The 24,894-nt window shown below is 64.5% G+C and carries 27 protein-coding genes; 17 read left to right on the plus strand and 10 right to left on the minus strand.

The genetic code is table 11. The features are described 5' to 3' along the window. The first annotated feature begins 48 nt into the window (after nucleotides 1-48). The 3 genes from DEM26_RS02260 (at nucleotide 49) to DEM26_RS20300 (ending at nucleotide 2,976) form a co-directional block, all read left to right on the plus strand. Nucleotides 49-2,136, plus strand: coding sequence for an OmpA family protein (locus DEM26_RS02260; RefSeq protein ID WP_075773924.1), 2,088 nt, complete (start codon nucleotides 49-51; stop codon nucleotides 2,134-2,136). 11 nt (nucleotides 2,137-2,147) lie between these two features. Continuing rightward, nucleotides 2,148-2,474: a hypothetical protein gene (locus tag DEM26_RS02265; RefSeq protein WP_075773923.1), complete on the plus strand. Its 327-nt coding sequence runs from the start codon at nucleotides 2,148-2,150 to the stop codon at nucleotides 2,472-2,474. 343 nt (nucleotides 2,475-2,817) lie between these two features. After that, nucleotides 2,818-2,976 carry a hypothetical protein gene (locus DEM26_RS20300; protein ID WP_158275071.1) on the plus strand — a complete coding sequence of 53 codons (159 nt, stop codon included), beginning with the start codon at nucleotides 2,818-2,820 and terminating at the stop codon, nucleotides 2,974-2,976. On the opposite strand, the gene DEM26_RS02270 is transcribed toward DEM26_RS20300, so the two are convergent. Genes DEM26_RS02270 through DEM26_RS02290 form a run of 5 tightly spaced genes read right to left on the minus strand, consistent with a single transcriptional unit; the run spans nucleotide 2,964 to nucleotide 8,794 of the window. Then, nucleotides 2,964-3,176 (minus strand): formate dehydrogenase subunit delta, encoded by a 213-nt coding sequence (locus DEM26_RS02270; protein ID WP_088722284.1) that lies wholly within the window; start codon nucleotides 3,174-3,176, stop codon nucleotides 2,964-2,966. The two genes, DEM26_RS20300 and DEM26_RS02270, sit on opposite strands and share 13 nt — an antisense overlap. Next, complete coding sequence (gene fdhD / locus DEM26_RS02275) at nucleotides 3,173-3,943, minus strand: formate dehydrogenase accessory sulfurtransferase FdhD (RefSeq protein ID WP_109171604.1); 771 nt, start codon at nucleotides 3,941-3,943, stop codon at nucleotides 3,173-3,175. Before fdhD ends, DEM26_RS02270 begins: the two co-directional genes overlap by 4 nt. After that, entirely contained in the window at nucleotides 3,940-6,825 is a 2,886-nt protein-coding gene (gene fdhF / locus DEM26_RS02280; RefSeq protein WP_109171605.1) for a formate dehydrogenase subunit alpha, read from the minus strand. Before fdhF ends, fdhD begins: the two co-directional genes overlap by 4 nt. Next, nucleotides 6,822-8,345, minus strand: a complete 1,524-nt coding sequence (locus DEM26_RS02285; RefSeq protein WP_109171606.1) for a formate dehydrogenase beta subunit — start codon at nucleotides 8,343-8,345, stop codon at nucleotides 6,822-6,824. Before DEM26_RS02285 ends, fdhF begins: the two co-directional genes overlap by 4 nt. After that, entirely contained in the window at nucleotides 8,342-8,794 is a 453-nt protein-coding gene (locus DEM26_RS02290; RefSeq protein ID WP_075773918.1) for a formate dehydrogenase subunit gamma, read from the minus strand. Before DEM26_RS02290 ends, DEM26_RS02285 begins: the two co-directional genes overlap by 4 nt. 138 nt (nucleotides 8,795-8,932) lie before the next feature. Between DEM26_RS02290 and DEM26_RS02295 the strand changes: the two genes are divergently transcribed. The 9 genes from DEM26_RS02295 (at nucleotide 8,933) to DEM26_RS02335 (ending at nucleotide 16,364) form a co-directional block, all read left to right on the plus strand. Continuing rightward, the gene (locus DEM26_RS02295) at nucleotides 8,933-9,772 is read left to right on the plus strand and encodes a S49 family peptidase (RefSeq protein WP_075773917.1); all 840 of its coding nucleotides are present in this window, start codon (nucleotides 8,933-8,935) and stop codon (nucleotides 9,770-9,772) included. A 4-nt stretch (nucleotides 9,773-9,776) separates the two neighbouring features. Continuing rightward, nucleotides 9,777-9,989 (plus strand): hypothetical protein, encoded by a 213-nt coding sequence (locus tag DEM26_RS02300; protein ID WP_109171607.1) that lies wholly within the window; start codon nucleotides 9,777-9,779, stop codon nucleotides 9,987-9,989. Further along, the gene (locus DEM26_RS02305; RefSeq protein WP_075773915.1) at nucleotides 9,986-10,966 is read left to right on the plus strand and encodes a calcium/sodium antiporter; all 981 of its coding nucleotides are present in this window, start codon (nucleotides 9,986-9,988) and stop codon (nucleotides 10,964-10,966) included. The genes DEM26_RS02300 and DEM26_RS02305 overlap by 4 nt, the downstream gene beginning before the upstream one ends. After that, the gene (locus DEM26_RS02310; RefSeq protein ID WP_109171608.1) at nucleotides 10,963-11,739 is read left to right on the plus strand and encodes an SDR family oxidoreductase; all 777 of its coding nucleotides are present in this window, start codon (nucleotides 10,963-10,965) and stop codon (nucleotides 11,737-11,739) included. The genes DEM26_RS02305 and DEM26_RS02310 overlap by 4 nt, the downstream gene beginning before the upstream one ends. 299 nt (nucleotides 11,740-12,038) lie before the next feature. Beyond that, nucleotides 12,039-13,946: an excinuclease ABC subunit UvrC gene (gene uvrC, locus DEM26_RS02315; protein ID WP_077701319.1), complete on the plus strand. Its 1,908-nt coding sequence runs from the start codon at nucleotides 12,039-12,041 to the stop codon at nucleotides 13,944-13,946. Between the two features lies 1 nt (nucleotide 13,947). Then, nucleotides 13,948-15,006 carry a lysine-2,3-aminomutase-like protein gene (locus DEM26_RS02320; RefSeq protein ID WP_109171609.1) on the plus strand — a complete coding sequence of 353 codons (1,059 nt, stop codon included), beginning with the start codon at nucleotides 13,948-13,950 and terminating at the stop codon, nucleotides 15,004-15,006. A 45-nt stretch (nucleotides 15,007-15,051) separates the two neighbouring features. Further along, on the plus strand, nucleotides 15,052-15,681 hold the full coding sequence (pgsA, locus tag DEM26_RS02325) for a CDP-diacylglycerol--glycerol-3-phosphate 3-phosphatidyltransferase (protein WP_075773912.1): 630 nt from the start codon (nucleotides 15,052-15,054) through the stop codon (nucleotides 15,679-15,681). After that, nucleotides 15,674-15,922 carry a molybdopterin converting factor subunit 1 gene (moaD, locus tag DEM26_RS02330; RefSeq protein WP_075773911.1) on the plus strand — a complete coding sequence of 83 codons (249 nt, stop codon included), beginning with the start codon at nucleotides 15,674-15,676 and terminating at the stop codon, nucleotides 15,920-15,922. The genes pgsA and moaD overlap by 8 nt, the downstream gene beginning before the upstream one ends. 1 nt (nucleotide 15,923) lies before the next feature. Beyond that, the gene (locus DEM26_RS02335; RefSeq protein WP_088725420.1) at nucleotides 15,924-16,364 is read left to right on the plus strand and encodes a molybdenum cofactor biosynthesis protein MoaE; all 441 of its coding nucleotides are present in this window, start codon (nucleotides 15,924-15,926) and stop codon (nucleotides 16,362-16,364) included. On the opposite strand, the gene DEM26_RS02340 is transcribed toward DEM26_RS02335, so the two are convergent. Then, the gene (locus tag DEM26_RS02340) at nucleotides 16,365-17,183 is read right to left on the minus strand and encodes a sulfotransferase family protein (protein ID WP_088722273.1); all 819 of its coding nucleotides are present in this window, start codon (nucleotides 17,181-17,183) and stop codon (nucleotides 16,365-16,367) included. Nucleotides 17,184-17,333: 150 nt separating this feature from the next. On the opposite strand from DEM26_RS02340, the gene DEM26_RS02345 reads away from it, so the two are divergent. Both DEM26_RS02345 and DEM26_RS02350 read left to right on the plus strand, forming a co-directional pair. Next, nucleotides 17,334-18,908, plus strand: coding sequence for a DUF5928 domain-containing protein (locus DEM26_RS02345; RefSeq protein WP_075773908.1), 1,575 nt, complete (start codon nucleotides 17,334-17,336; stop codon nucleotides 18,906-18,908). A gap of 11 nt (nucleotides 18,909-18,919) precedes the next feature. Continuing rightward, the gene (locus DEM26_RS02350) at nucleotides 18,920-19,300 is read left to right on the plus strand and encodes an HIT domain-containing protein (RefSeq protein ID WP_075773907.1); all 381 of its coding nucleotides are present in this window, start codon (nucleotides 18,920-18,922) and stop codon (nucleotides 19,298-19,300) included. Nucleotides 19,301-19,340: 40 nt separating this feature from the next. Here the strand turns inward: DEM26_RS02350 and DEM26_RS02355 are convergent, their stop codons facing one another. Next, nucleotides 19,341-20,327, minus strand: coding sequence for an adenosine kinase (locus tag DEM26_RS02355; RefSeq protein ID WP_109171610.1), 987 nt, complete (start codon nucleotides 20,325-20,327; stop codon nucleotides 19,341-19,343). A 19-nt stretch (nucleotides 20,328-20,346) separates the two neighbouring features. Beyond that, a complete protein-coding gene (gene nth / locus DEM26_RS02360) occupies nucleotides 20,347-20,991 on the minus strand; it encodes an endonuclease III (protein ID WP_088722271.1) in 645 nt (214 codons plus the stop codon). Between the two features lie 116 nt (nucleotides 20,992-21,107). Between nth and DEM26_RS02365 the strand changes: the two genes are divergently transcribed. The 3 genes from DEM26_RS02365 (at nucleotide 21,108) to DEM26_RS02375 (ending at nucleotide 23,644) form a co-directional block, all read left to right on the plus strand. After that, complete coding sequence (locus tag DEM26_RS02365) at nucleotides 21,108-21,962, plus strand: bifunctional helix-turn-helix domain-containing protein/methylated-DNA--[protein]-cysteine S-methyltransferase (protein ID WP_109171611.1); 855 nt, start codon at nucleotides 21,108-21,110, stop codon at nucleotides 21,960-21,962. Between the two features lie 141 nt (nucleotides 21,963-22,103). Further along, nucleotides 22,104-22,784 (plus strand): OmpA family protein, encoded by a 681-nt coding sequence (locus DEM26_RS02370; protein ID WP_075773903.1) that lies wholly within the window; start codon nucleotides 22,104-22,106, stop codon nucleotides 22,782-22,784. Nucleotides 22,785-22,882: 98 nt separating this feature from the next. Continuing rightward, nucleotides 22,883-23,644, plus strand: a complete 762-nt coding sequence (locus DEM26_RS02375; RefSeq protein ID WP_075773902.1) for a FadR/GntR family transcriptional regulator — start codon at nucleotides 22,883-22,885, stop codon at nucleotides 23,642-23,644. 58 nt (nucleotides 23,645-23,702) lie between these two features. Here DEM26_RS02375 and DEM26_RS02380 read toward each other — a convergent pair whose 3' ends face one another. Both DEM26_RS02380 and DEM26_RS02385 read right to left on the minus strand, forming a co-directional pair. Then, a complete protein-coding gene (locus DEM26_RS02380) occupies nucleotides 23,703-24,260 on the minus strand; it encodes a F0F1 ATP synthase subunit B (protein ID WP_075773901.1) in 558 nt (185 codons plus the stop codon). A gap of 4 nt (nucleotides 24,261-24,264) precedes the next feature. Next, the gene (locus DEM26_RS02385; protein ID WP_075773900.1) at nucleotides 24,265-24,828 is read right to left on the minus strand and encodes a F0F1 ATP synthase subunit B'; all 564 of its coding nucleotides are present in this window, start codon (nucleotides 24,826-24,828) and stop codon (nucleotides 24,265-24,267) included. Nucleotides 24,829-24,894 lie beyond the last annotated feature (66 nt).

Consider the following 24,894-nt stretch of genomic DNA (forward strand, 5'->3'; position numbering starts at 1 on the left):
CCTTAAGGAACACGGGATAAAGATTCCCCTGGGGAGGGCCTGAGACCGATGCGCAGCCGCGCCACCTTGTTGACGATCGCCGCCTTTGTCCTCGCACTCGTCGTCTCCGCAGTCATCGCGGGCGGCGCGGCGACAATTGTCGAAAAATCCACGAAACAAGAAGTGCGCGTCGCGATGGAGGCGCAGGGCTACGGCTGGATGCGTATCCATACCGATGGGCTGCAGGTGATCCTCTCCGGCACCGCCCCGACCGAGGCCGAGCGCTTCCGCGCCGTTTCCGAGGTCGACAAATACGTCGACAGCTCGCGGGTCGTCGACAATACCGACACCCAGATCACGAAGCCGATCACGCCACCCGCCTTCTCGCTGGAAATGCTGCGCAACGAGAACGGCATCTCGCTGATCGGGCTGGTGCCATCCTCGATCGACCGCGAGGCGATCGTGGAGAAGCTCTCGAAAGTCGCAGGCGAGGATGGCGTCACCGACATGCTGGAGAGCGCCGATTACCCGGTGCCCGGCGGTTGGGACGAGGCGATGAAATTCGCGATGACGACGCTCGAGACGCTGCCGCGCTCGAAAGTGTCGGTCAGCGCGGGCAAAGTCTCGGTGGAGGCGATCACCGACAGCCCCGCCGAAAAGGGGCGAGTGGAGACTTCGCTGGCACGCCGCCGCCCCTCCGATCTCAAGCTCAGCTTCGACATCTCCGCACCGCGCCCCGTGATCACCCCCTTCACGCTGCGCTTCCTCATCGACAAGGCGGAAGGCCCGCATTTCGACGCCTGCTCCGCCGATAACGAACGTGCGCGCGACCGCATCCTGACTGCGGCCCGCGCGGCGGGCGCGAAAGGCACGCTGAGCTGCACGATCGGGATGGGCACGCCTTCGCCCGACTGGTCCAAGGCCGCGCAGATGGCGATCAAGGCGCTCGGCGATCTCGGCGCGGGCTCGGTGACCTTCTCGGATGCCGATATCGCGCTGGATGTGCCTTCGACCGTCGATCAGCAGCAATTCGACGATGTCGTGGGTGAGCTGGAATCGAACCTGCCCGGGGTGTTTTCGCTCAAGGCCAAGCGCGAGCCCGCCCCCGATGCGAAAGCCGGCGAGGCGAGCTTCACCGCCACCCGCGACGGCAACGGCCATGTCGACCTGAAGGGCCGCGTGACCGATGCGCGTGAGCGCCAGACCGTCGAGAGCTACGCACGCGCCAAGCTCGGCCATGCCAATGTCCATGGCGCGACCCGCGTCGACAAGGAGCTTCCCGCCGGTTGGCCGGTACGCACCCTGGCCGCCCTCGACGCCCTGTCGGTGCTGCACGAAGGCAAGGTCACCGTGACCCCCGACGGCATCTCGGTCAGCGGCGTCTCGGGCGATCCGCAGGCCTCCGACACGATTTCGCGCATCCTGACGAGCGAGCTTGGCGAAGATGCGCAGATCGACCTGAGCGTGAAATACGACAAGCGCCTCGATGAGCAGCTCGCCCTGCCGACCGGCAAGGAGTGCGTGGCCCGCTTGAACGACACGCTGAAGAAGAAGAAAGTCGATTTCGATCCGGGTTCGGCGCAGGTCGCTGCGGAAAGCCTCGACGCGCTCGACGCGTTGGCCAAGGCGATGAAGAACTGCACCGACTTCAAGATGGAAGTGGCCGGCTATACCGATAATCAGGGCCGCGAGGAAATGAACCTGCAGCTCTCGCAACAGCGCGCGCAGGCGGTGATCCGCGGGCTTCTGGACCGTGGCGTGCTGATCGGCAACCTGGAGGCAAAAGGCTACGGCGAAGCCCAGCCCATCGCCTCGAACGACACCGAAGCCGGCCGCGAGCAGAACCGCAGGATCGAGTTCGTGCTGCTGGACGAGGCGCCGGTGGGTGACGAGGCGCTGCCCGATGCCACGGCAGACGCGACGGCAGGCGCTGACGAGGGGACTGGGGATGGCGCTGGCGAGCCGCACTGGAATGGCGCCGTGACCGATGACGGCGCCCCCGCCACCGAGAACGGCGCGCAGGACAAATCCGGCGATGGGGACACCGCCGCAGAACCGGGGCAACAGACCCCACAACAAGAAGAAATTCCGGTCGAGACGCCCGGCGAGAAGACGCCGCGCCCGCAGTCCCGGCCGGAGGACCTGTCGAAGGGCTGAAGGGACGCCATATGAACAGAGACGAATTCATCATCGCCACAGCGATCATCCTTTTCGTGGCTTTCGCGCTTGGCTGGTTCGCAAGCTGGCTGATCCACCGCCTCACCCGTGTGAGCCAGGCCGATATGGGCGAGCTGGAGCAGATGGCGCAGGCGTTGCATGAAGCCGAGGAGACCCGCGATCAGGCGCTCGTCTATGTCGAGCAGCGCGAGGCGGAACTGGCCAATCAGCTCAGCCAGACCGAGGCCGAGCTGCGCGCGGCGATGGATGGATTGCGCGACGCGCGTCACGAGGCCGAGGAATTGCGCGCCTATATAGAGCGTACGAAAGAGGCCTGATCTCTCGCGGCTCCCTGCCCGATATTGCCGCAGATTCTCCAAACCGTCATGTCAGGCGGCAGACGCCCGTGGCGCTTTGGCCCGCGCCCCGAAGTTGGTATCGAGTCCCGCCCGCCATGCGCGGCCGATCTGCAAGCCAATAGCTGCGCCATGCTCCAGACTTTTCCCGTGGCGCCCTCCCCTGCCGCACCGCCGGCATATGCGCCGAGCCCATGCCCCGTATCGCAAGCCGCAGCCTGCCCGATGCGATCTGGCCGCTGAGCATCGTCACCTATTTCGTGATCCAGACCCTGTACCGCACCGCGCTCGGCGGTGCGCGCGGGCTTGACGATGCGCAGATGATATGTCCGGGGCAGGTCTTCCGCGCACGACCTATCCAGACCATCCCGACTGGACGATCGGACCGGGGCAGCGGTTCGCGGCCCCCTACCCCTTCGCGGATGAGGCGAAGTTCACCCTCTCGGTCGCGCCAATCGTGACGCCGGGCGATCAGCCGCGCTGAGGGGGACGGATATCCGGCAGGGCTGCTTTCACCAGCGGGTGCAGCTCCAGCTTGTCCGCCGCCGCGAGGAACGTGTCGCGCATCGTGGGCGCCCAATTGGCATTGATGTGATCTGCCACGGCATGCGCCTGATCGCCGGGCTGGCTTTCGAAGAACTGTGCGATCTGATTGGCCATCCCGGCGAGTTTCTCAGGCTTCATGCGGTGGCCTCCTGCGGCGCGGTGTAAAGCGCGAGGCCCCGGCCTGCGCGTGCAATAACGATAAGGCCCGCGTCCCGCGCCTCGCTCACCGCCAAAGCGGTGGGGGCGGAGGGGCCGACTATCACCGGGATACGTAGGGTCGCGACCTTCTGGATCAGGTCGACCGAAAGCCGCGAGGTCATCACCAGCGCGCCGCTCGCCGGGTCTATCCCGCCCCGGATCAGCGCCCCGATCAGCTTGTCGAGGGCGTTGTGGCGGCCGACATCTTCGCGCGTCAGCACGATCCCCTTGCCCGGCTGCCAGAAACTCGACGCATGGGCGGCGCGGGTTTCGTCCTGCAGAGGCTGATGGTCACGCAGGGTCTCGAGCGCCTCCGCGGCCTGTTCCGGCGTCATGGTAAAGGCGGGCGGGAGAACCGGAGCGAGCTTGCGCCGCGCCTCCTCCAGCTGCTCGATCCCGCAGAGCCCGCAGCCCACCGGCCCCATCGTAGCGCGGCGGCGTTCGGCAAACCGGGCGCCTGCGGGCGCTGCCAGCCAGTTGCGCGCTTCGATCCCGGCCTCGGTCACTTCGAGCTCCTGCCGGGTGATCTCGGACGCGTCCTCGATGAGCCCTTCGGAGAGCGCGAATCCCAGTGCGAAATCCTCCAGGTCGGCGGGGCTCGCCATCATCACCGCCTGCGTCACCCCGTCGAAAGACAGCGCCACGGGCACTTCCTCGGCAAGGCGCTGCACAGCGCCGCTGGGCATTTCCCAATCGGTCGCCGTCATTCAGCAGCCTCGACGCGGCGGGTCAACTTGGTCTGCGCGGTGTAGAGCTCCTGCCAGTCCGACGGCCCGTTCGACAGCCCCACCTGCACCGCCGTCACCTTGTATTCCGGGCAGTTCGTCGCCCAATCGGAATTGTCGGTGGTGACGACGTTCGCCTGCGTTTCGGGGTGGTGGAAAGTCGTATAGACGACGCCGGGCGAGACCCGGTCGGTGATCGTCGCGCGCAAAGACGTCTCGCCCGCTCGGCTGGTGAGCCGGACCCAGTCGCCCTCGCGAATGCCGCGCGTCTCGGCATCATGCGGGTGAATTTCCAGCCGGTCCTCGGCATGCCAGACGGAATTCTCGGTCCGCCGCGTCTGCGCGCCCACGTTATACTGCGACAGGATGCGCCCGGTGGTCAGCAGCAGCGGGAAGCGCGGCCCGGTGCGCTCCTCGGTCGCGACATAGGCCGTGCGGATGAACCGCCCCTTGCCGCGCACGAAGCCATGTTCATGCATCACCGGCGAGCCTTGCGGATGCGCATCGTTACAAGGCCACTGCACCGAGCCCATACGGTCGATCAGGTCGTAGGTCACGCCCGCGAAGGCGGGCGTCGTACGACCGATCTCGGCCATGATCTCGGACGGGTGGGTGTAACTCCATCCCGCGCCCAGCGCATTGGCCAGCGCCTGCGTCGCCTCCCAGTCGGCCAGCCCTGCTTTCGGCGCCATGACCTTGCGCACCGGGTTGATCCGGCGCTCGGCATTGGTGAAGGTCCCGTCCTTCTCGAGGAAGGTGGAGCCCGGCAGGAAGACATGGGCGTAGCGCGCGGTCTCGTTCAGGAAGAGGTCATGCACGATCACGCAATCCATCGCCGCGAGGCCCGCGGCCACGTGATGGGTATCGGGATCGGATTGCAGAATATCCTCGCCCTGAATGTAGATCGCCTTGAAGTCCCCCGCGACGGCGGCGTCGAGCATATTGGGAATACGCAGCCCCGGCTCGGGGTCGAGCGTCCTACCCCATTCCGCTTCGAACACCGCGCGCACGGAGTCGTCCGAGACATGGCGATAGCCCGGCAGTTCGTGCGGGAAGGAGCCCATATCGCACGAGCCCTGCACGTTGTTCTGCCCCCGTAGCGGGTTCACCCCCACACCGGGGCGTCCGATATTGCCGGTCATCATCGCGAGGTTGGCAATGGCGATCACGGTGGTCGAGCCCTGGCTGTGCTCGGTCACGCCCAGCCCGTAATAGATCGCCCCGTTCGGCGCGGCGGCATAGGTCCGCGCGGCATGACGCAGCGCGTCGGCCGGCACGCCGGTCAACTCTTCGACCGCCTCGGGAGAATGGGCCGGATCGGCGGCGAACTCGGCATAATCCATCCATTCGTCCCAATCGCAGCGCTCGCGGATGAACGCCTCGTCAAACAGCCCTTCCGTCACGATCACATGGGCCATCGCGGTCAACACCGCGACATTGGTTCCCGGACGTAGCGGTAGGTGATGCCCCTCGCCCATATGCGGGGTCTCCAGCAGATCGATCCGGCGCGGGTCCACGACGATCAGCTTCGCGCCCTGCCGCAGCCTTTTGCGCAGCCGCGAGGCGAAAACCGGGTGGCCGTCGGTCGGGTTCGCCCCAATGACCACGGCGCAATCCACCTGCTCGACGGAGTCGAAATCCTGCGTGCCAGCCGAGGTCCCGAAGGTCTGCTTCAGCCCGTAGCCGGTCGGCGAATGGCAGACCCGGGCGCAGGTATCGGTGTTGTTCGTGCCCATAACCGCGCGGGCGAGTTTCTGCACGAGGAAGGTCTCCTCATTGGTGCAGCGCGACGAGGTGATGACGCCCACTGAATCCTTGCCGTGCTTGGCCTGCGCGCGCTTGATGCCGTTGGCAGCAAATTCCAGCGCCTCTTCCCACGACACTTCGCGCCACGGGTCAGTGATGCTGTCGCGGATCATCGGGTTGAGGATGCGGTCGCCATGGTTCGCATAGCCCCAGGCGAAACGGCCCTTCACGCAGCTATGGCCACGGTTCGCCTTGCCCTCTTTCCACGGCACCATGCGCACCAGCTGGTCGCCGCGCATCTGCGCCTCAAAAGAGCAGCCCACGCCGCAATAGGCACAGGTCGTAACCACGGAACGCTCCGGCACGCCGATCTCGTCGACGGTCTTCTCCTGCAGGGTCGCTGTCGGGCAGGCCTGCACACAGGCGCCGCAGCTGACGCAGTCGGAGTTGAGGAAATCTTCCGTACCGGTCGAGATGCGGGCGTCGAAGCCGCGCCCGTCCACGGTCAGCGCGAAAGTGCCCTGCACCTCTTCGCAGGCGCGCACGCAGCGCATGCAGACGATGCATTTCGACGGATCGTAGAAGAAATACGGGTTGGAATCGTCGCGCGGAATATAGAGCGGATTGGCGGCGTCCGCCGCGCGCGTCTCGACATGGTTCTCGCCCGGCGTGTAGCGCACGTCGCGCAGGCCGACGGCCCCTGCCATGTCCTGCAATTCGCAATCGCCGTTCGCCGCGCAGGTCAGACAGTCGAGCGGGTGATCGGAGATATAAAGCTCCATCACCCCGCGACGCAGCCTGTGCAGCTGCTCGGTCTGGGTTTTCACGACCATGCCTTCGCGCACGGGCGTGGTGCACGACGCAGGCGTTCCGCGCATCCCCTCGATCTCGACCACGCAAAGACGGCACGAGCCGTAAGCGTCGAGCATATCGGTCGCACACAGCTTCGGCACGGTGATCCCGGCCTCGGCGGCGGCGCGCATCACGGAGGTGCCCTCGGGCACGCTCACATCCATGCCGTCAATCACCAGCGTCACAGGCGGGCCCGATTTGGCAGGCGTGCCCATATCGGAGAGTTTCGGCCCGTGCACTCCGTCGGGGATGATGAAATCCTTCATTCCGCAGCCTCCTGTGAGAGCGAGAATTCTTGCGGGAAAAGCCGGATCGCCGAGCGCACCGGGAAGGGCGTGAAGCCCCCCATCGCGCAGAGCGAGCCCTTCTCCATCACTTCGCATAGCTCGTGCAGCAACTCGATCGCCGCCGGGTCGCCCGCTGCCACGCGGTCGAGCGTTTCCATGCCGCGCACCGCGCCGATCCGGCAGGGCGTGCATTTCCCGCAGCTCTCGACGGCGCAGAACTCCATCGCGTAGCGGGCGAGCGCGAGCATGTCGGCGCTGTCGTCATGCACCACGAAACCGGCATGGCCCACGAGGCCACCCTGATCGGCAAAGGCCTCGTAGCAGACCGGTAGATCGAAATCGTCGGGCCCGTGATAGGCGCCCAGCGGTCCGCCCACCTGCACCGCTTTGAACGGACGGCCCGAGGCCGTGCCGCCGCCGATTTCGTTGACAAGCGTGCCGAGCGACATCCCGAAACCGGTCTCGAACAACCCGCCATGTTTGACGTTGCCCGCGATCTGAAGCGGGATCGTCCCGCGCGAGCGACCCAGCCCGAACTCGGCATAGGCAGCGCCGCCGTGGACCAAGATCCACGGCACGGCGGCCAGCGAGAGCACGTTGTTCACCACGGTCGGCTTGCCGAACGCGCCTTCCAGCGCGGGCAGCGGCGGCTTGGCGCGCACCATCCCGCGCTTTCCTTCGAGCGAATTGAGAAGCGAGGTCTCCTCGCCGCAAATATAGGCGCCCGCGCCGACGCGCACCTCCAGATCGAAGGCCGGCCCCTGCCCCATCAGGCTGTCGCCGATGATCCCGGCCGCGCGCGCTGCCTTGATCGCTGCGTTCAGCGTGCGGATCGCATGGGGATATTCCGAACGGACATAGATGAAGCCCTTGGTCGCGCCGACCGCAAGACCGGCAATCGCCATGCCCTCGAGCAGGCAGAAGGGATCGCCTTCCATCAGCATCCGATCCGCGAAAGAGCCGCTATCGCCTTCGTCCGCGTTGCAGACGATATATTTCTGCGAGGCCTCTGCCCCGGCGACAGTCTTCCATTTTATGCCGGTCGGGAAGCCCGCACCGCCACGACCGCGCAGCCCCGATGTGATGACCTCTTCGATGGTCTGCTCCCCGCTCAGTTCCAGCGCACGCTTGAGACCCTGCCAGCCCTCGCCCGCCTCATAATCGGCCAGCGACAGCGGATCGGTCCGACCGCAGCGCGCGAAGGTCAGGCGGGTCTGTTTTGCGAAGAAGGGGATTTCCTCGACCGGGCCGAGCGCCTTCGGGTGATCGCCGTCTTCGAACAGCGCAGGTACGTCCTCGGGCGTCATCGGTCCGAAGCCGTAGCGCACGCCGTCGCGCTCGATCTCGACCAAAGGCTCCAGCCAGATCATCCCGCGCGTGCCATTGCGGATGATCTCGACCGTTTCGCCGCTCAGACCAGCCGCCGAGGCAATCGCCGCCGCGACCTCATCGGCCCCACAGGCCACGGCAGCGGCATCGCAGGGAACCCAGATCTTCATGCCGAGACCTCCGCAACCAGAGCCTCGATCCGCTCGGGGGTCGCCCGCCCGACCAACTGATCGCCCACCATCGCGGCGGGTGCGCAGGCACACAGCCCGAGGCAGTAGACCGCCTCAAGGGTCACGTCTCCCTTCGTTTCTCCGACTTTCATGCCGAGCGCGCGCTCCAGCCGCGCGATCATCTCCGTCCCGCCCATCGATTGGCAGGCCTCGGCACGGCACAGCTTGATCACATGCTTGCCCGCGGGCGCATCGCGGAAATCGTGATAGAAGGAGACGACGCCCGCCACCTCCGCCCGGCTCAACCGCAGCGCATCGGCAATCGGCTGATAGCTATCGGCGGGCACGCAGCCGTAAGCGGCCTGCACATCGTGAAGAATGGGCAGCAGCGCACCTTCGCGCCCCGCATGATCCGCCAGAATCGCGGCGAGCCTGTCGTCTTCGGTCATTTCCATCCTCCCGGCCCCGATGATGGGGCGAGCATGCCCCGGCCAGCAAGTCACGACTGGTTCAATCGCGAACAGGCGCGGACAGGAACCGTCATCGCCGTGCTTGCGCGGGCAGGGGTGAGCCTCTACATCCCTCACATGAGCCTGATCCAACGCCTTCCCTTCGTCAAGAAATCGCCCTTCGTCGCGGTGATCCGTCTGCACGGTGCCATTGGCATCTCGCGCCCGGGATCGCCCGGCCTGTCGGATGCCGCGATGGCCCCGATCATCGAGCGGGCTTTTTCCCGCGGGAAACCGGCGGCGGTGGCCCTGATGATCAATTCGCCCGGCGGATCGCCCGTGCAATCGGCGCTGATCGCGGGGCGTATCCGCAGGCTCGCGGACGAAAAAGGTATTCCCGTGCATGCCTTCGTCGAAGACGTCGCGGCCTCGGGCGGCTATTGGCTCGCCTGCGCCGCCGACCAGATCTGGGCCGACCCGACTTCGGTCGTGGGCTCGATCGGTGTGATCTCGGCAGGGTTCGGCCTCGACGAGTTCATCAGCCGTCACGGAATCCAGCGCCGCGTGCACACGGCGGGCGGCTCGAAAAGTTTCATGGACCCGTTCCGCCCAGAAAAGGACGAGGACGTCGCGCGGCTGAACAAGCTGCTCGAGGACATGCATGTCAGCTTCAAGGAACATGTCGAGTCCCGGCGCGGCGCAAAACTGGCCTCGGATCGCGATCTCTTTACGGGCGATATCTGGACCGGGCGACAAGCGCTGGCCGAGAAGACCGGCCTGATCGACGGGCTGGCCCATGCGGTACCGAAGCTGAAGGAAATCTACGGCGAGAAGACACGCATCGTGCCCTATGCGCCCAAGCGTTCTCTCTTCCGGCGTTTCGGCGCGCAGATCGGCGGCGAGATGGCGGCGGCGACGGCAGGCGCACTTATCGACACGACCGAAGAGCGCGCGCTCTGGGCGCGCTACGGGCTGTAACCCGATGCTCATCAAGGGCATGACCCTCTTCCTGGTCGTCATGGCGGTGCTCGCCATGTTCGGCAAGCTGCGGATGCCGAAGATCAAGGGCCCGCGCGGTCCGGGCCGGCTGTCGGCACGTTGTCCCCATTGCGGACGTCCGAAAATAGGACGCGGCCCCTGCCCCTGCAAGACGACCTCCAAGACCAAGAGCAAGAAGACGGAGCGCCGGTCATGATCTGGGATTTCGGCGAGATCATTGCCGGGCTGGCGTTGCTGGTCGTGGCGGGCGATCTGCTGGTGAAAGGCGCGGTGGCGATGTCGCTGCGCCTTGGCATTCCGGCGCTGATCGTCGGGCTTACTGTCGTGGCCTTCGGCACCTCCGCGCCCGAGCTGATGGTCTCCGTCGCCGCCGTCCTCGACAATGCGCCGAGCATCGCGCTCGGAAACGTCGTCGGCTCGAATATCGCGAATATCCTACTGGTGCTGGGACTGCCGGCGATCATCTCCGCGATCCGCACCGACCTGCACGACACGCGCGAAAGCTTCGTGCTGATGATGGGCGCGACGATTCTGTTCATTCTCGTCTGTTTCATGGGCCCGATCGGCTGGGCGCAGGGGCTGCTTCTGCTCTTTGCTCTGAGCATCGTCCTGTTCCGGCAGATCCGCGAGGCGCGCGCCCATCGCGCCAATCGCGGCAACGGGAGCGCGGCCGAGACCGAGGCGAATGAAGAGATCGAAAGCGTCGATCCGAAGATGCCGCTCTGGCGGATCGGGCTTTACGTTCTCGCGGGCCTCGTCGGCTTGCCGCTGGGCGCGAACTGGTTGGTCAGCGGCGCATCGGAGATCGCCAGCGCCATGGGCATCTCGGATGCGGTGATCGGCCTGACGCTGGTGGCCCTCGGCACCTCGCTGCCGGAGCTGGCGACCTCGATCACGGCGGCGATGAAAGGTCGCTCGGACCTCGCGCTCGGCAACGTCGTGGGCTCGAACATCTTCAACCTGCTCTGCATCATCGGCGTTGCGGGGCTGTTCGGCGATATTCCGGTGCCTCGGCAGATGCTGCAGATCGACCTTTGGGTCATGGCAGCCGCCTCGATCGCGCTCGCGCCATTCATCTTCGGCAACCGCGTGATCACCCGCGGCGTCGGTATCGCTTTTTCCGTGGCTTATCTGGCCTATATGGTGGCCCTCTTCATTGGAGGCAGCGCATGAAACGAGCATTGGTGACAGGCGGCGCGAAGCGGCTGGGGCGCGCGATGGCGCTTTATCTGGCCGAACGCGGCCTGGACGTCGCGATCCATTATCACGGCTCCGCGGAGGACGCGGAGGCCACGGCAGCGGAGGCCCGCGCGAAGGGCGTGCGCGCCGAGATCCTACAGGCCGACCTGCTGGACGAGGGAGCGACGGCGGCACTGGTGCCGCATGCGGCGCAACTGCTCGACGGGCCGCTCGATCTGCTGATCAACAATGCCTCGATCTTCGAATACGACACGATCCGCTCGGCTACGCGCGAAAGCTGGGACCGGCATATTGGCTCCAATCTGCGCGCGCCCTTCGTGCTGATCCAGCATTTCGCGGCACAGGCCCCGCAAGCCGACCGCTCAGACGCGGAACCCAAGGCCCGTGCCCTGGTGGTCAACATGGTCGATCAGCGGATGCGCAAGCTGACGCCCGAGTTCATGACCTACTCACTCGCGAAGATGGGGCTGTGGACGCTGACCCAGACCGGCGCGCAGGCGCTGGCCCCCGATATCCGGGTGAACGCGATCGGCCCCGGCCCCACCCTGCAGGGCGCGCGCCAGTCGGAAGATCACTTCAACCGGCAGCGCGCGGCGACGATCCTTGAGCGTGGCGCGGACCCTGCGGATATCGTTGCAGCGCTGGGATATTTCATGGATGCGCCGGCCGTCACAGGGCAGTTGCTCTGCGTAGATGGCGGCCAACATCTAGGCTGGCGGACGCCCGATGTATTAGGTCCGGAATGAGCCTGAAATCGAATCACAGGCCGAAGTTGTGCACTGCGCGGCGGCCTGTAACGAGACCGTCACAAAAGTATTAATCCTTTCAATAGCTTGGCAAATGTGCAGAAAATTTCTCAATGAAATCAATGCGCTCCGCAATTGCTCAAAAAACGGGCAAACACTCGATCAACCCTTATATTAAGGTCGGAACCCGCGGTCCCACATGTTTGCCAACAGACTTATCCCCAAATTTCGTGGACATGTTTTTTCTTGAAAACGGTCGCGCGAGGTTGCAGCCACGGGGGGAGAATCGAAGCCTGCTCATGAATGATGACGAGAACAACAAGGACACCCTCGATCCCCCGGCGGCCACGCGCCCGCAACACGGGCTTACGGGCCATGCTCTGATCGCGGATTACCTCAAGCGTCTCGACGGATCGCCCGGCGTTTACCGGATGCTGAACGCGAAGGGCGAGGTGCTCTATGTGGGCAAGGCGCGCAACCTGAAGGCGCGGGTTTCGAACTATGCGCGGCCCTCGGGACACTCGGCACGGATCGCGCGGATGATCTTCGAGACCGCCTCGATGATGTTCCTCACGACGCGGACCGAGACCGAGGCGCTGCTGCTCGAGCAGAACCTGATCAAGCAGCTCAAGCCGCGCTACAACGTTCTCGCACGCGACGACAAGAGCTTTCCCAACATCCTGATCGCGACCGATCACCCCTACCCGATGATCAAGAAGCATCGCGGCGCGCGCAAAGAGAAGGGACATTACTTCGGCCCCTTCGCGAGCGCTGGCGCGGTGAACCGCACGCTGAACCAGCTGGAGCGGGTGTTCCTGCTGCGCAACTGCTCGGATTCGATGTTCGAGACCCGCACACGCCCCTGTCTGCAATACCAGATCAAACGCTGTTCGGGGCCTTGCGTCGGCAAGATCTCCGAGGAGGATTACGCAGCGCTGGTCGACGATGCGAAGCGCTTCCTGCAGGGCAAGTCCACCACGATCCAGCGTGAATTGGCGGAGCAGATGCAGCAAGCCTCGGACGATATGGAGTTCGAGCGCGCCGCGGCGCTCCGTGACCGGATCAAGGCGCTGACCAACGTGCAGCAAAGCCAGGGGATCAATCCTCGTACCACCGCCGAGGCCGATGTCATCGCGCTCCATCAGGAAGGCGGGCAGGCCTGTGTGCAGGTTTTCTTCATCCGCGCGAACCAGAGCTGGGGCAATCACGACTTCTACCCGAAGACCGGCTCCGGCGCCGAGGCGCCCGAAATCCTGCAGGCCTTCATCGCGCAGTTCTACACCAACCGCCCGCCGCCGAAGCTGATCCTGCTGTCGCACCCGGTCGAGGATGAGGAACTGGTAAGCGAATTCCTCTCCGAGCGCGCCGAGCGCAAGGTCGAGATCACCGTGCCGCAACGGGGCGAGAAAGCCGAACTCGTCGAGAACGCCGCGCGCAACGCCCGCGAGAGCCTCGGTCGGAAGATGTCAGAATCCGCGGCGCAGGCGAAGCTGCTGGCCGGCGTGGCCGAAGCTTTCGGGCTGGAGAAGCCACCGCAGCGGATCGAGGTCTACGACAACTCGCATATTCAGGGCGCGCATGCCGTGGGCGGGATGATCGTCGCGGGGCCGGAAGGATTCATCAAGAGCCAGTATCGCAAGTTCAACATCAAGAACGCCGACCTGACGCCGGGCGACGACTTCGGGATGATGAAAGAGGTACTGACGCGACGTTTCACCCGTTTGCTGAAGGAAGACCCAGAGCGCAAATCCGAATCCTGGCCCGATCTGCTGCTCATCGACGGCGGCGCCGGACAGGTCTCGGCGGTGCGCGAGATCATGGACGAGATGGGCGTGAGTGACGTCGCGATGGTCGGCGTCGCGAAGGGCGTCGACCGCGACCACGGCAAGGAAGAATTCCACCGTACCGGCCAGCGCCCGATCGCCCTGCCCCGGCAATCGCCGGTCCTCTATTACATCCAGCGTCTGCGCGACGAGGCGCACCGCTGGGCCATCGGCACGCACCGCGCGAAACGCGCCAAGGCGCAGATGGCGAACCCGCTGGATGAAATTCCGGGCATCGGCGCGGCCCGCAAACGCGCGCTGCTGGCGCATTTCGGCTCCGCCAAGGCGGTGAGCCGCGCGGCGCCGATCGATCTTATGGAAGTCGACGGCATCTCCGAGGCGATGGCCGAGACCATCCACAATTTCTTCAACGAGAAGGGCTGAGATGACCGATCACAGCCGCCACCCCCGCGCGCTGACCCGCGTGGCCGATCTCGAACGCGACGGGCTGACCGCCTCGGGGGCGCGCGTCGATCTGGAGCGCGTCGCCAAGGAATTCCGCATCCGCGTGACACCCGAGATGCGTGGGGCCATCGCCGATCCGACCGATCCGGTGGCCGCGCAATTCGTGCCCTCCGCGGCGGAGTTGGTGACCCGCGCCGAAGAAATGGAAGACCCCATCGGCGACGATGCCCATTCCCCAGCGCCCGGGCTGACGCATCGCTATCCGGACCGGGTGATCCTGCACATCACCAAGACCTGCGATGTTTATTGCCGCTTCTGCTTCCGCCGCGAGACGGTGGGGGAGAACGGGCCGCTGCCGGAAGACCAATTGACGCAGGCGCTCGACTATATCGCCGCGACCCCGGCCATTCGCGAGGTGATCCTGACCGGAGGCGATCCGCTGACGCTCTCGACGCGCAGGCTCGGCGCGGTGCTCGACCGCCTCTCTGTCATCCCCCATCTCGACCAGGTCCGGCTCCACACCCGCGTTCCGGTCGTCGCGCCAGAGCGCATCACCGATCAGCTTTGCGCTCTGTTGCGCAATGCGCCTACTGCGTGGATCGTGCTGCACACCAACCACGCGCAGGAACTTACGCCTGTCGCTCGCGACGCCATCGCCCGACTTGTCGATCACGGCATACCGATGCTCTCGCAAACCGTACTCCTGCGGGGCATCAACGACAGTGCCGACGCGTTGGAGGGCCTGTTCCGCGCCCTGACCAAGCTGCGCGTCAAACCCTATTACCTGCACCATTGCGACCTCGCGCGCGGTACCTCGCATTTCCGCACCACCATCGCGGAAGGCCGCGCGCTGATGGCCGAGCTGCGCCGCCGCTGCTCGGGCACCATGCTGCCGACCTATGTGCTCGACATCCCCGGTGGGCATGGCAAAGTGCCGATCACGTCCGACCATTTCACGCCGGGGGACAGTCCCGGAGACTGGCATGTGACCGACCGACGCGGCACGGTGCATGCATATCGCGATCCCGCGACCCGTTAACGCGCCCTCTTCCGCTTTGCCAAGCACGCAGCTAGGTTGCCTCCCATGAAATGGACCCTTCCCAATATCCTGACCGTGCTCAGGCTCTTGGCTGCCCCGGGCGTGGCGGTCATGTTCCTCTATTTCTCGCGGCCCTGGGCCGACTGGCTGGCGCTCGCGCTGTTCATCGGCGCAGCAATCACTGACTGGTTCGATGGCTACCTTGCCCGGGCGTGGAAACAGGAGAGCCGCTTCGGCGCGATGCTCGACCCGATCGCAGACAAGGCGATGGTGGTGATCGCGCTTGTGGTGCTGACCGGCTACTCGGGCATGAACCCCTGGCTGATCCTGCCCGCCACCGTGATCCTGTTCCGCGAGGTCTTCGTCTCGGGGCTACGCGAATTCCTCGGCGCGGATGCCGGGCGGCTGCGGGTGACCAAGCTCGCGAAGTGGAAAACGACCGCGCAGATGGTGGCGATCGCGGTGCTGTTCCTCGGTACCGGGCTCGCCTATCTCGAACAGGGTCAGGCCCCGCGCGCGGGGGAAGGTGATATCCGCATGGGCGCCACCCCCGCCGATGTCGCGACCCATGTGGGGCTTGCGCTGATCTGGATCGCCGCCGTGCTGACCGCGATCACCGGCTGGGACTATTTCCGCAAGGCCCTGCCCTATCTGAAGGAGCCGAGCCATGATTGACGTTCTCTATTTCGCATGGGTCCGCGAGCGGATCGGCCTGCCGAGGGAAAAGGTCGAGACCGAGGCAAAAACAGTGGCCGATCTGGTCGAGGAGCTGAAAGCGCGCGAGCCGCGCTACGAGGCGGCCTTTGCCGACATCTCGGCGCTGCGGGTCGCGCTCGATCAGGACTTGGCAGAGTTCGATGCGCCGCTCGAAGGTGTGCGCGAGGTGGCCTTCTTCCCGCCGATGACGGGAGGCTGAGATGAAAGTCTCCGTTCAGGCCGAGCCCTTCGATCTGGGCGCAGAGCTTGCCGATTTCGGCACGGGCCGCGCGGATGTCGGCGCGGTCGTTAGCTTCACCGGCATCGTACGCGACGACACCGGCGCGATGGAGGCGCTGGAGCTGGAGCATTACCCCGGCATGACCGAGCGCGCGATCGCGGGTATCGTGGATCAGGCGGTCGAGCGTTGGTCCCTGTCGGACGTGACCGTGATCCACCGCCATGGACGTCTCGTCGTGGGCGAGCAAATCATGATGGTCGCCACCGCCGCACGCCACCGCGTCGCTGCCTTCGAGGCGGCCGAATTCCTGATGGATTACCTGAAATCCCGCGCGCCCTTCTGGAAGAAGGAACACGGGCCCGAAGGCACCTCCTGGGTCGCCGCGAAGGATGAGGATGAGGACGCGCTGAAACGCTGGTGATCAGTCGCCCAGCTTTGCGTGCACCTCGTCCAGATCGACCTCGCCCACCGGCATCTTGTTATCCGGATCGTCGAAATCGTACTGAAATAGCTGGAAATCCTTCTTGTAGATTTCCCAGATCAGGTGGCGCGACAGGTCGTCAAAATAATCGCTGACCTTATGCGCACGCTTCGGCCCGTGCCCTTCGGATTCGTTGAACCGCGGCACGTCAGCCAGATCGACCTTCACCGGCGTCTCGACCGCGTCGAGCACCGACTGCATCCCTTCGTTGAATTTCTCGGTGAAGAAGATGTTGTCGTAGCGGCCGCCATTGACGATGAAGGTCGAGATATGGCCCGACATGGACGACCAGTGAATGTCCGGCTCCATCGGGCGGCGCCAGCGGATCGTGTCTCGCGCGAACAGCAAGAAGCGGCGGAACGAGGCGATCTGGTCGAAATCGAAGTTATCTTCCGGCGAGCCGACCTCGATCCCGTATTTCTGCACCAGCTGTGGCACCAGATTTCCGCGATAGCGTTTGCCGTTGCGCTGGATGCCCGCGATCTTGTCGAAGAAGCTCGACAGGATGCGCTGATACGGGTTGCGAACGCAGGTGAAGGCGTAGCTTTTGTGCGCCACCACGTTCTCGGTGATCGGCGTCTGGCTTTCCTCCTGCGACCACTTATGCAGCCCGGTCTTGGAATCGTGGATGTCGCCGTCGAAGAATTTCCCGTGGTCGGAATAGAACATGATCTGCCCGATGGAGGAGCAGGCGCATTTCGGCACGACGCGATACACCATGCTTTCGCTCTCGGTCATCCAGGTTCCGGGAAATCCCATTCAAAGCCCTCCAGAAGGTCGCGCACCCGTGAATGGGTGACGCAGACATAATAAATATCGAGTAAAGAGCAAAGAAACCCTGTCTTTTCAACGCTCATTCCGGCTAACAAGTCGGATAATACCAGCAAGTGACAGCGCATCGTTTCCCGTATGGCCCGAATCGCCTTTATTCTTCTGACCCATAAGGACCCGGACGGGATCATCGCTCAGGCGGAACGACTGACGCAGACCGGCGATTATGTGGCGATCCATTTCGATGCCCGCGCCAAACCAGAGCATTACCGCAAGCTGCGCAGCGCGCTCGATGCCAATCCCAATGTCACCTTCGCGAAAAAGCGCGTCAAATGCGGCTGGGGCGAATGGAGCCTCGTCGCCGCGACCCTGGAGGCGGTAAAAGCCGCCGTCGCCGATTTCCCGCGCGCCACGCATTTCTACATGCTCTCGGGCGATTGCATGCAGATCAAATCGGCCGAATACGCGCATGACTTTCTCGACGCTGAAGAGGTCGATTACATCGAAAGCTTCGACTTCTTTTCGTCTGGCTGGATCAAGACCGGGATGAAGGAGGACCGGCTGGTCTATCGCCACTGGTTCAACGAGCGCAATCAGCCCAAGCGGTTCTACCTTGCCTATAACCTGCAGAAACGGCTGAAGCTGTCGCGCGAGGTGCCGCGCGATCTGCAGATGATGATCGGCTCGCAATGGTGGTGCCTGCGGCGGCGCACGATGGAGCAGGTGCTCGATTTCATCAAGGCGCGGCCCGATGTGATGCGGTTCTTCCGCACGACATGGATTCCGGACGAAACCTTCTTTCAGACCATCGTCCACCACCTGATCCCCGAGACCGAGATCCGTGCCCGGACGCTGACCTTCCTCATGTTCACCGATTACGGGATGCCGGCGAATTTCTACAACGACCATTACGACCTGCTACTCGCGCAGGATTACCTTTTCGCGCGCAAGATCAGCCCCGAGGCGAAGGAGCTGAAGCAGCGTCTGGGCGAGCTGTGGACACGCGAGGGTGTCCAATTCGCCGTCTCGAACGAAGGCCGCGCGCTGCATCGCTTCCTGACCGGGCGCGGTCGCGTCGGCCGTCGCTTCGCACCGCGCTTCTGGGAGGCGGAGGCGACCTTGGGGCGCGAGCGCACGCTGACCCTGATCCTGTGCAAGAAATGGCATGTCGCGAAGCGGCTGGTGGCCGAGTTCCGCAAACGCTCCTCGATCCCCGCGCTCGATTACGTTTTCAACGAGATGGCCCCCCTGCCCGATCTCGGCGGCATCGAGACCAGCCCCGAAAAGCGCAACCGTCACCGCCGCGCCCTGATGCGGATGGTGTTCGACCACGAGAACGCCGACCGCATGGTGATCTGCGTCGATCCGGCCGAGCTTGACGTGATCGAGGATTTCACCCGCGACAAATGCCAGACCCGCATCCTCGAGATCGAGTGCCAGTTCTCCGACGACTATCTCAAGGGGCACGCGCAACGCGTGGGCCTCGCTGGGCATCATACGCCGCCGCAGGTGCTCGATCAGATGCTGCCGACGATCCGCGCCGACCTGCATCATGAATCCGAACGGCTCCGCGATGCCGAGTTCGAGAATTACGCGCTCATGCGCGAGGGCGGCGAGATCGAGGACAACGCACGCGCGCTGGCCCATGCGCTCGACATCCCCTCCGATATGGCGCAGGAATTGGCCGAACTCGACTACATCTTCCGCGACTGAGGAGAGAGGCCATGGCCTATACCTATGACGATCAGAACATCTTCGCCAAAATCCTGCGCGGCGAGATCCCGAACGACACCGTTCTGGAGACCGAGCATACGCTCGCTTTCCGCGACATCGCCCCGAAAGCGCCCGAGCATGTGCTGGTGATCCCGAAAGGCGCCTATGTCGCGCTCGATCATTTCTGCGCTGAAGCCAGCGATGCCGAGATCGTCGATTTCCACCGCACCGTGGCCGAGGTCTGCAAGATGACCGGGGCGAGCCCGGGCGAAGGCGGCGAAGGCTATCGCGGCATTACCAATGCGGGCGAGAACGGCGTGCAGGAAGTGCCGCATTACCACCTGCATATCCTCGCAGGTCGCCCGCTCGGACCGATGCTGCTGATGCGTTAAGGCTGGTGGCGCGCCCTGATCCCGGGCGCGCCGGACAGGCTCAGATGAGCCCGCGCTCTGCGAACAGCGCCTTCACATCCACTTCCGGGCGCGCGCCATAATGGCCGATCACCTCGGCCGCCGCGGCGCAGCCCATCTTGCCCGCGGTCTCGAGGTTCTGCCCCGTCGCGTAGCCATAGAGGAAGCCCGCCGCGAACTGATCCCCCGCGCCCGTCGCATCGACCGGCACCACGCGCTTGACCGGAACCGTCGCACGCTCCTCGCCACGGATCAGGATCACGTCGTCGCCCGAGCGGGTGCAGACCACCATCTCACATTCCTCAGCGGCCTGTTTCAGCGCCGCATCCAGATCGGTCTGGTAGAGCGATTCCCATTCGTGCTGGTTGCCGATCACGTAATCCATCTGGTCGCGCACCAGACGACGGAAATCGGCGCGGTGACGATCGACGCAGAACGGGTCCGACAGCGCGATCCCCGCCTTGCCGCCGCCTCGGTGACAGCCCTGCGCCGCCTTCAGGAATGCGGCCTTCCCGTGATCCTTGTCGAAGAGATAGCCTTCGAGGAACAGAATCTGCGTGTTCTCCACCACTTCGAGGCTGACATCCTCTGTCGAGACCTCCGCCGAGATCCCCAGATAGGTGTTCATCGAACGCTCACCATCCGGCGTCACGAAGATCATCGAACGCGAGGTCGGCAGCTCGCCATCCTTCACCGGCGGGTTCGGGAAATCCGTGCCCTCGCCATGCAGAGCCGCCTCGTAGAAGCGCCCCAGCGTGTCGTCGCGCACCCGGCCGATAAAGGCGGTGGACAGGCCCAGATTGCCCAGCCCCGCGATCGTGTTGCCAACCGAGCCGCCCGGCGCCTGCGTGCGTTCTTTCATGGCGCCGTACAGCGTTTCGCCGCGCTCGCGCTCGATCAGCTGCATGATGCCTTTCTCGATGCCCATATGCTCGAGAAAGCTGTCGTCGCATTGCGCGATCACGTCCACGACGGCATTGCCGATGCCGACGACCTGATACTGTTTCAAAGGTTTTTCTCCTCGTGTTTCACACGGTCTTATCGTCGAACTGGCACAGATCCTTGATCGGACAGGCCTGACATTTGGGTTTGCGCGCCACGCAGATATAGCGACCGTGCAGGATCAGCCAGTGATGGGCGTGGCGCTGGTATTCGACGGGCACGTTGTCTTCGATGGCGCGCTCGACCGCGTCGACATCCTTGCCCGGGCAGATGCCGCTGCGATTGCCGACCCGGAAGATATGCGTATCGACCGCCTGCGCGGGATGGCCGAACCACATGTTCAGCACGACATTCGCGGTCTTGCGCCCCACGCCCGGCAGCGATTGCAGCGCGGCACGCGAGGATGGCACCTCGCCGTTATACTGATCGACGAGGATCTGGCTCAGCTTGATGACGTTCTTCGCCTTCTGCCGAAAGAGACCGATCGTCTTGATATGCTCGGTCACGCCCTCAAGGCCCAGCTCCAGCATCTTCTCGGGCGTGTCGGCCACGGCGAAAAGCTTCCGCGTGGCCTTGTTCACGCCCGCATCGGTCGCCTGCGCCGACAGCGCCACGGCCACCACCAGCGTATAGGCGTTGACGTGCTCGAGCTCCCCCTTGGGATGGGGCTCGGAGGCTTCGAACCGCGCGAAGACCTCTTTCATCGTGGCATAATCGAATTGCTTGGCCATGCTTTCCTAATGCCCGCCACGCGCGCGAAGGGCAAGGCCACCCGCGAAACCGCAGCTTTCGGGTCGCGTGCCTGCCGCCCGCGTCCTAGGATCGGGGAAAGCCCAAGAGGTGCGTGATGAACGACCACAGCGACATCGCCGACAGTTACCACTATCAGGTCATCGCCCGCGCGCTGGACGAGATCGACGCAGCACAGGCGGCGGGCGAGTTGCTGACGCTCGAGGCGATCTCCGCGCGGCTCTCGATGAGCCCCGCGCATTTCCAGCGGCTGTTCTCTGCCTGGGTCGGGGTCTCTCCGAAACGCTACCAGCAATATCTGACGCTCGACTTCGTGCGCGAGTTACTCAGCCAACGCCTGCCGCTCGACGAGGTGGCCGACCGTGCGGGACTGTCCGGCACGGGCCGTCTGCACGATCTGGTTCTGCGCTGGGAGGCGATGACGCCCGGCGCCTTCGCGCGTGGCGGCGAAGGTGTCGCGATCCGCTGGGCACGGTTCGACAGCCCCTTCGGCCCGGTGATCGCGATGGGCACCGATCAGGGGCTTTGCGGCATGGGCTTCACCGCCGAGATGGGCGAGCAGGAGACATTTGACGATCTCGCCCGCCGCTGGCCCGAGGCCCGCTTCACCGAAGACCCCGAGCCGCTGCGCGCCTGGGTCGACGCCGCCTTCTCCCGCCATGGCGAGGCGAAGCTGACGCTGATCGGCGCGCCCTTCCAGATCAAGGTGTGGGAGGCGCTGCTCTCGATCCCCTCGGGACAGGTCACGACCTATTCCGACATCGCCGAGGCGATCGGCCACCCGAAAGCGGTGCGCGCCGTCGGCACCGCCGTAGGCCGCAACCCGATTTCCTTCCTGATTCCCTGCCACCGCGCCTTACGCAAATCGGGCGGATTGGGCGGCTATCACTGGGGTTTGGGCGTCAAACGCGCGATTCTGGGCTGGGAAGGCGCCCGTGCAGAGGCAGATTGAGCGTCGCTCCGCCGCTTCTACCGGCAGATGATGCGCGGAATTCCGCGCTTCGCGAAAAGGGCATGGAACCTGCGCGTTTTTTACGCGTATCTTCCGTCAAGCCTCGAAACATGGGGCGACCAGAGAAGGCAGAGACAGAACATGACCACCGTTCTCAAGACCAAAACCATTCTTCTGAGTGCCGCCGCAGCGATGGCGCTCACCGCTTGTGTGCCGGGCGGCTATACCGGGGCGAACAACCCCGACCAGAGCCCGAACGCAAATCGCAATGCCGGTGCGATCACCGGTGCGCTGATCGGCGGCGCCCTCGGCGCGAAAAGCAAAGGCGACGAGAAGCTGACCAAAGCCGCAGCCGGCGCAATCGTCGGCGGCGTGATCGGCGGCGCGATCGGTTCGCAGCTTGACCGTCAGGCACAGGAACTGCGTCGCGACCTGACCACCAACGGCGTCAGCGTCGTGCGTCAGGGCAACCAGCTGATCGTGACCATGCCGCAAGACGTGCTCTTCGCGACCGACAGCGCAGCCGTGCGCCCCGATCTGCAGCGCGATCTGTACACGCTCGCCGGCAGCCTCAACCGCTATCCGGATACCACCGTCGAGGTCGTCGGCCACACCGACAACACCGGCGATGCGGCCTACAACATGCGCCTTTCGCGTCAGCGCGCGCAGTCGGTGGCCAATGTCCTCATCAATGGCGGCGTCCCGAGCTACCGCGTCATCCCGACCGGTCGTGGCGAGGATCAGCCCATCGCGAGCAACCTCACGCCGGAAGGCCGTCAGGCCAACCGCCGGGTCGAATTCATCATTCGTCCGAACAACTAAATCGCTCATCAGAGCGGGAAAAGGGCCGGGAAATTCCGGCCTTTTTTCATTGCCTACCCCCTGATCTGGTCATACATCTTGACCACATGGAGGGGGAAATGCCGTTTCAGAAGATTGAATCCGAGAAGCTCGCGAATGCCGTCGTGCGCCAGATCGAGCAGCTCATCCTGCAGGGCATCCTGCGCCCAGGAGAGCGCCTCCCCTCGGAGCGAGAGCTCTCCGAGCGTCTCGGCGTGTCGCGCCCAAGTCTGCGCGAAGCGGTCGCGGAGCTGCAGGAATCCGGCCTTCTGACGACCCGCGCCGGGGCGGGCATCTATGTCGCCGAAGTGCTCGATTCCGCCTTTTCGCCCGCCCTGATCCGACTCTTTGCCCGCAACGACCAGGCGCTGTTCGATTACATCTCGTTCCGCCGCGACATGGAGGGACTGGCCGCCGAGCGCGCCGCGCAATGCGGTTCGGACACCGATCTCGAAGTGATCCAGACCCTGTTCTCTCAGATGGAAGCGGCCCATTCAAAGCGCAATCCCACGCAGGAAGCGCAGCTCGATGCGCAGTTCCACATGGCGATCATCGAGGCGAGCCATAACGTCATCATGATCCATATGATGCGCGCGATGTTCGATCTTCTGGCCGAAGGCGTGTTCTACAACCGCTCCATGATGTTCAAGAACCGCGGCACGCGCAGCAAGCTGCTCGACCAGCACCGCGCGATCAACGATGCGATCCAGCGCCGCGACGCCAACTCCGCGCGCAAGGCCATCGCGGCCCATATGGAATTCGTCGAGGTCGAGATGGCGGCGATGCGCCGGGCCGAGCGCAATGAGGCCACCGCGCGATTACGTCTCGAACATAACCGCTGAATAAAGAAAAACCCCGGCCCATCGGACCGGGGTTTTCAATGTCACCCGTAAGGGAAGATCAGTTCAGGCGCTGTTCGACTTCCGAAAGCGAGCTGTCGATCATCGCGGCGCGGTCCGACGCGCTCAGCTGCTTGGCGAGCACATCGCCGGCGGCGGCCACGGCGACCGACACGGCGCGGTCCTTGACCTCTTTCAGAGCCTGCGCCTCGGCCGAGGCGATCTGCTCGTCAGCGGCCTTCAGGCGGCGCTCGATCGAGACCTTCAGATCTTCCTTGGCCTTCTCTGCGGCGGCTTCGGCGTCGCGCTTGGCGGCGGCAACGATCTGGTCGGCCTGCCCCTGCACTTCGCGCGCCTTGCGCTCGTAGCTGGCCAGAACCGCCTGTGCCTCGTCACGCAGCTTGCGAGCTTCGTCGAGATCCGAACGGATGTTCGCCGCACGCTTGTCGAGCATCTTGCCCAGCGTCGCCGGCACCTTCGCGTAGAGCACGATGGCCACGAAGATGATGAAGGCGATGGTCACGATGAAATTCGTGTTCCACAGCGAGAAGAACGGACCAGTTGCCGCGAAGGCGGGCTGTGCCGCCACGAGCGGAAGGAGAAGCGAGAGTTTCTTCATCGTCTTACCCTTTCAGCCGTTGTTCGACAGCTGCGTTCACAGCCGCTGCGTCCGAGTTGCCACCCAGAGCCGCGACGATCTCGCCGGCGGTATCCTTGGCGACCTGATCGACCGCTGCAAGTGCGCCGTCCCGGATTTCCGCGATGCGCGCTTCCGATTCCGCGGAGCGTGCCGCGATCTCGGCATCTGCCTTGGCGATGGCCGCGTCGAGGTCCTTCTGGATCTCGGCCTTGGTTTCGCCTGCGATCTTCTGCGCCTGAGCGCGTGCTTCGGCCAGAGCTTTCTCGTAAGCGGCTTCGGCCTCTTCGGCCTTGCGCTTGAAGTCCTCGGCTGCGGCGATGTCACCCGCGATCGTGCCCTGACGGTCGGCGAGAACTGCCTCGATCCGGGGCAGTGCGATGCGCGTCAGCAGCCAGTAGATCGCGACGAGAGCGACCAGAAGCCAGAAGATCTGGTTCGGGTAGCTCGAGAAGTCGAGCTGCGGCATGCCGCCCTGCTGCGCGGAATGTGCCGCGCCTTGGGCCGCATCAGCGGCTGCGTGCGCCGTATTTTGCGTTTCGCTTGCCATGTCGTCCCTCGACCCTGATCACAAATCCCCTTGCGGGTCACGGGATGGGCTCCGAATGAGCCCACC

The organism is Thioclava sp. NG1 (genome assembly GCF_003122275.1).
Classification (GTDB): domain Bacteria; phylum Pseudomonadota; class Alphaproteobacteria; order Rhodobacterales; family Rhodobacteraceae; genus Thioclava; species Thioclava nitratireducens.

Excerpts from the sequence above, each read along its gene's own strand:
- DEM26_RS02260 (WP_075773924.1), top strand. The coding sequence starts at position 49 with ATGCGCAGCCGCGCCACCTTGTTGACGATCGCCGCCTTTGTCCTCGCA.
- DEM26_RS02265 (WP_075773923.1), top strand. The coding sequence starts at position 2,148 with ATGAACAGAGACGAATTCATCATCGCCACAGCGATCATCCTTTTCGTG.
- DEM26_RS20300 (WP_158275071.1), top strand. The coding sequence starts at position 2,818 with ATGTCCGGGGCAGGTCTTCCGCGCACGACCTATCCAGACCATCCCGAC.
- DEM26_RS02270 (WP_088722284.1), bottom strand. The coding sequence starts at position 3,176 with ATGAAGCCTGAGAAACTCGCCGGGATGGCCAATCAGATCGCACAGTTC.
- fdhD (WP_109171604.1), bottom strand. The coding sequence starts at position 3,943 with ATGACGGCGACCGATTGGGAAATGCCCAGCGGCGCTGTGCAGCGCCTT.
- fdhF (WP_109171605.1), bottom strand. The coding sequence starts at position 6,825 with ATGAAGGATTTCATCATCCCCGACGGAGTGCACGGGCCGAAACTCTCC.
- DEM26_RS02285 (WP_109171606.1), bottom strand. The coding sequence starts at position 8,345 with ATGAAGATCTGGGTTCCCTGCGATGCCGCTGCCGTGGCCTGTGGGGCC.
- DEM26_RS02290 (WP_075773918.1), bottom strand. The coding sequence starts at position 8,794 with ATGACCGAAGACGACAGGCTCGCCGCGATTCTGGCGGATCATGCGGGG.
- DEM26_RS02295 (WP_075773917.1), top strand. The coding sequence starts at position 8,933 with ATGAGCCTGATCCAACGCCTTCCCTTCGTCAAGAAATCGCCCTTCGTC.
- DEM26_RS02300 (WP_109171607.1), top strand. The coding sequence starts at position 9,777 with ATGCTCATCAAGGGCATGACCCTCTTCCTGGTCGTCATGGCGGTGCTC.
- DEM26_RS02305 (WP_075773915.1), top strand. The coding sequence starts at position 9,986 with ATGATCTGGGATTTCGGCGAGATCATTGCCGGGCTGGCGTTGCTGGTC.
- DEM26_RS02310 (WP_109171608.1), top strand. The coding sequence starts at position 10,963 with ATGAAACGAGCATTGGTGACAGGCGGCGCGAAGCGGCTGGGGCGCGCG.
- uvrC (WP_077701319.1), top strand. The coding sequence starts at position 12,039 with ATGAATGATGACGAGAACAACAAGGACACCCTCGATCCCCCGGCGGCC.
- DEM26_RS02320 (WP_109171609.1), top strand. The coding sequence starts at position 13,948 with ATGACCGATCACAGCCGCCACCCCCGCGCGCTGACCCGCGTGGCCGAT.
- pgsA (WP_075773912.1), top strand. The coding sequence starts at position 15,052 with ATGAAATGGACCCTTCCCAATATCCTGACCGTGCTCAGGCTCTTGGCT.
- moaD (WP_075773911.1), top strand. The coding sequence starts at position 15,674 with ATGATTGACGTTCTCTATTTCGCATGGGTCCGCGAGCGGATCGGCCTG.
- DEM26_RS02335 (WP_088725420.1), top strand. The coding sequence starts at position 15,924 with ATGAAAGTCTCCGTTCAGGCCGAGCCCTTCGATCTGGGCGCAGAGCTT.
- DEM26_RS02340 (WP_088722273.1), bottom strand. The coding sequence starts at position 17,183 with ATGGGATTTCCCGGAACCTGGATGACCGAGAGCGAAAGCATGGTGTAT.
- DEM26_RS02345 (WP_075773908.1), top strand. The coding sequence starts at position 17,334 with ATGGCCCGAATCGCCTTTATTCTTCTGACCCATAAGGACCCGGACGGG.
- DEM26_RS02350 (WP_075773907.1), top strand. The coding sequence starts at position 18,920 with ATGGCCTATACCTATGACGATCAGAACATCTTCGCCAAAATCCTGCGC.
- nth (WP_088722271.1), bottom strand. The coding sequence starts at position 20,991 with ATGGCCAAGCAATTCGATTATGCCACGATGAAAGAGGTCTTCGCGCGG.
- DEM26_RS02365 (WP_109171611.1), top strand. The coding sequence starts at position 21,108 with ATGAACGACCACAGCGACATCGCCGACAGTTACCACTATCAGGTCATC.
- DEM26_RS02370 (WP_075773903.1), top strand. The coding sequence starts at position 22,104 with ATGACCACCGTTCTCAAGACCAAAACCATTCTTCTGAGTGCCGCCGCA.
- DEM26_RS02375 (WP_075773902.1), top strand. The coding sequence starts at position 22,883 with ATGCCGTTTCAGAAGATTGAATCCGAGAAGCTCGCGAATGCCGTCGTG.
- DEM26_RS02380 (WP_075773901.1), bottom strand. The coding sequence starts at position 24,260 with ATGAAGAAACTCTCGCTTCTCCTTCCGCTCGTGGCGGCACAGCCCGCC.
- DEM26_RS02385 (WP_075773900.1), bottom strand. The coding sequence starts at position 24,828 with ATGGCAAGCGAAACGCAAAATACGGCGCACGCAGCCGCTGATGCGGCC.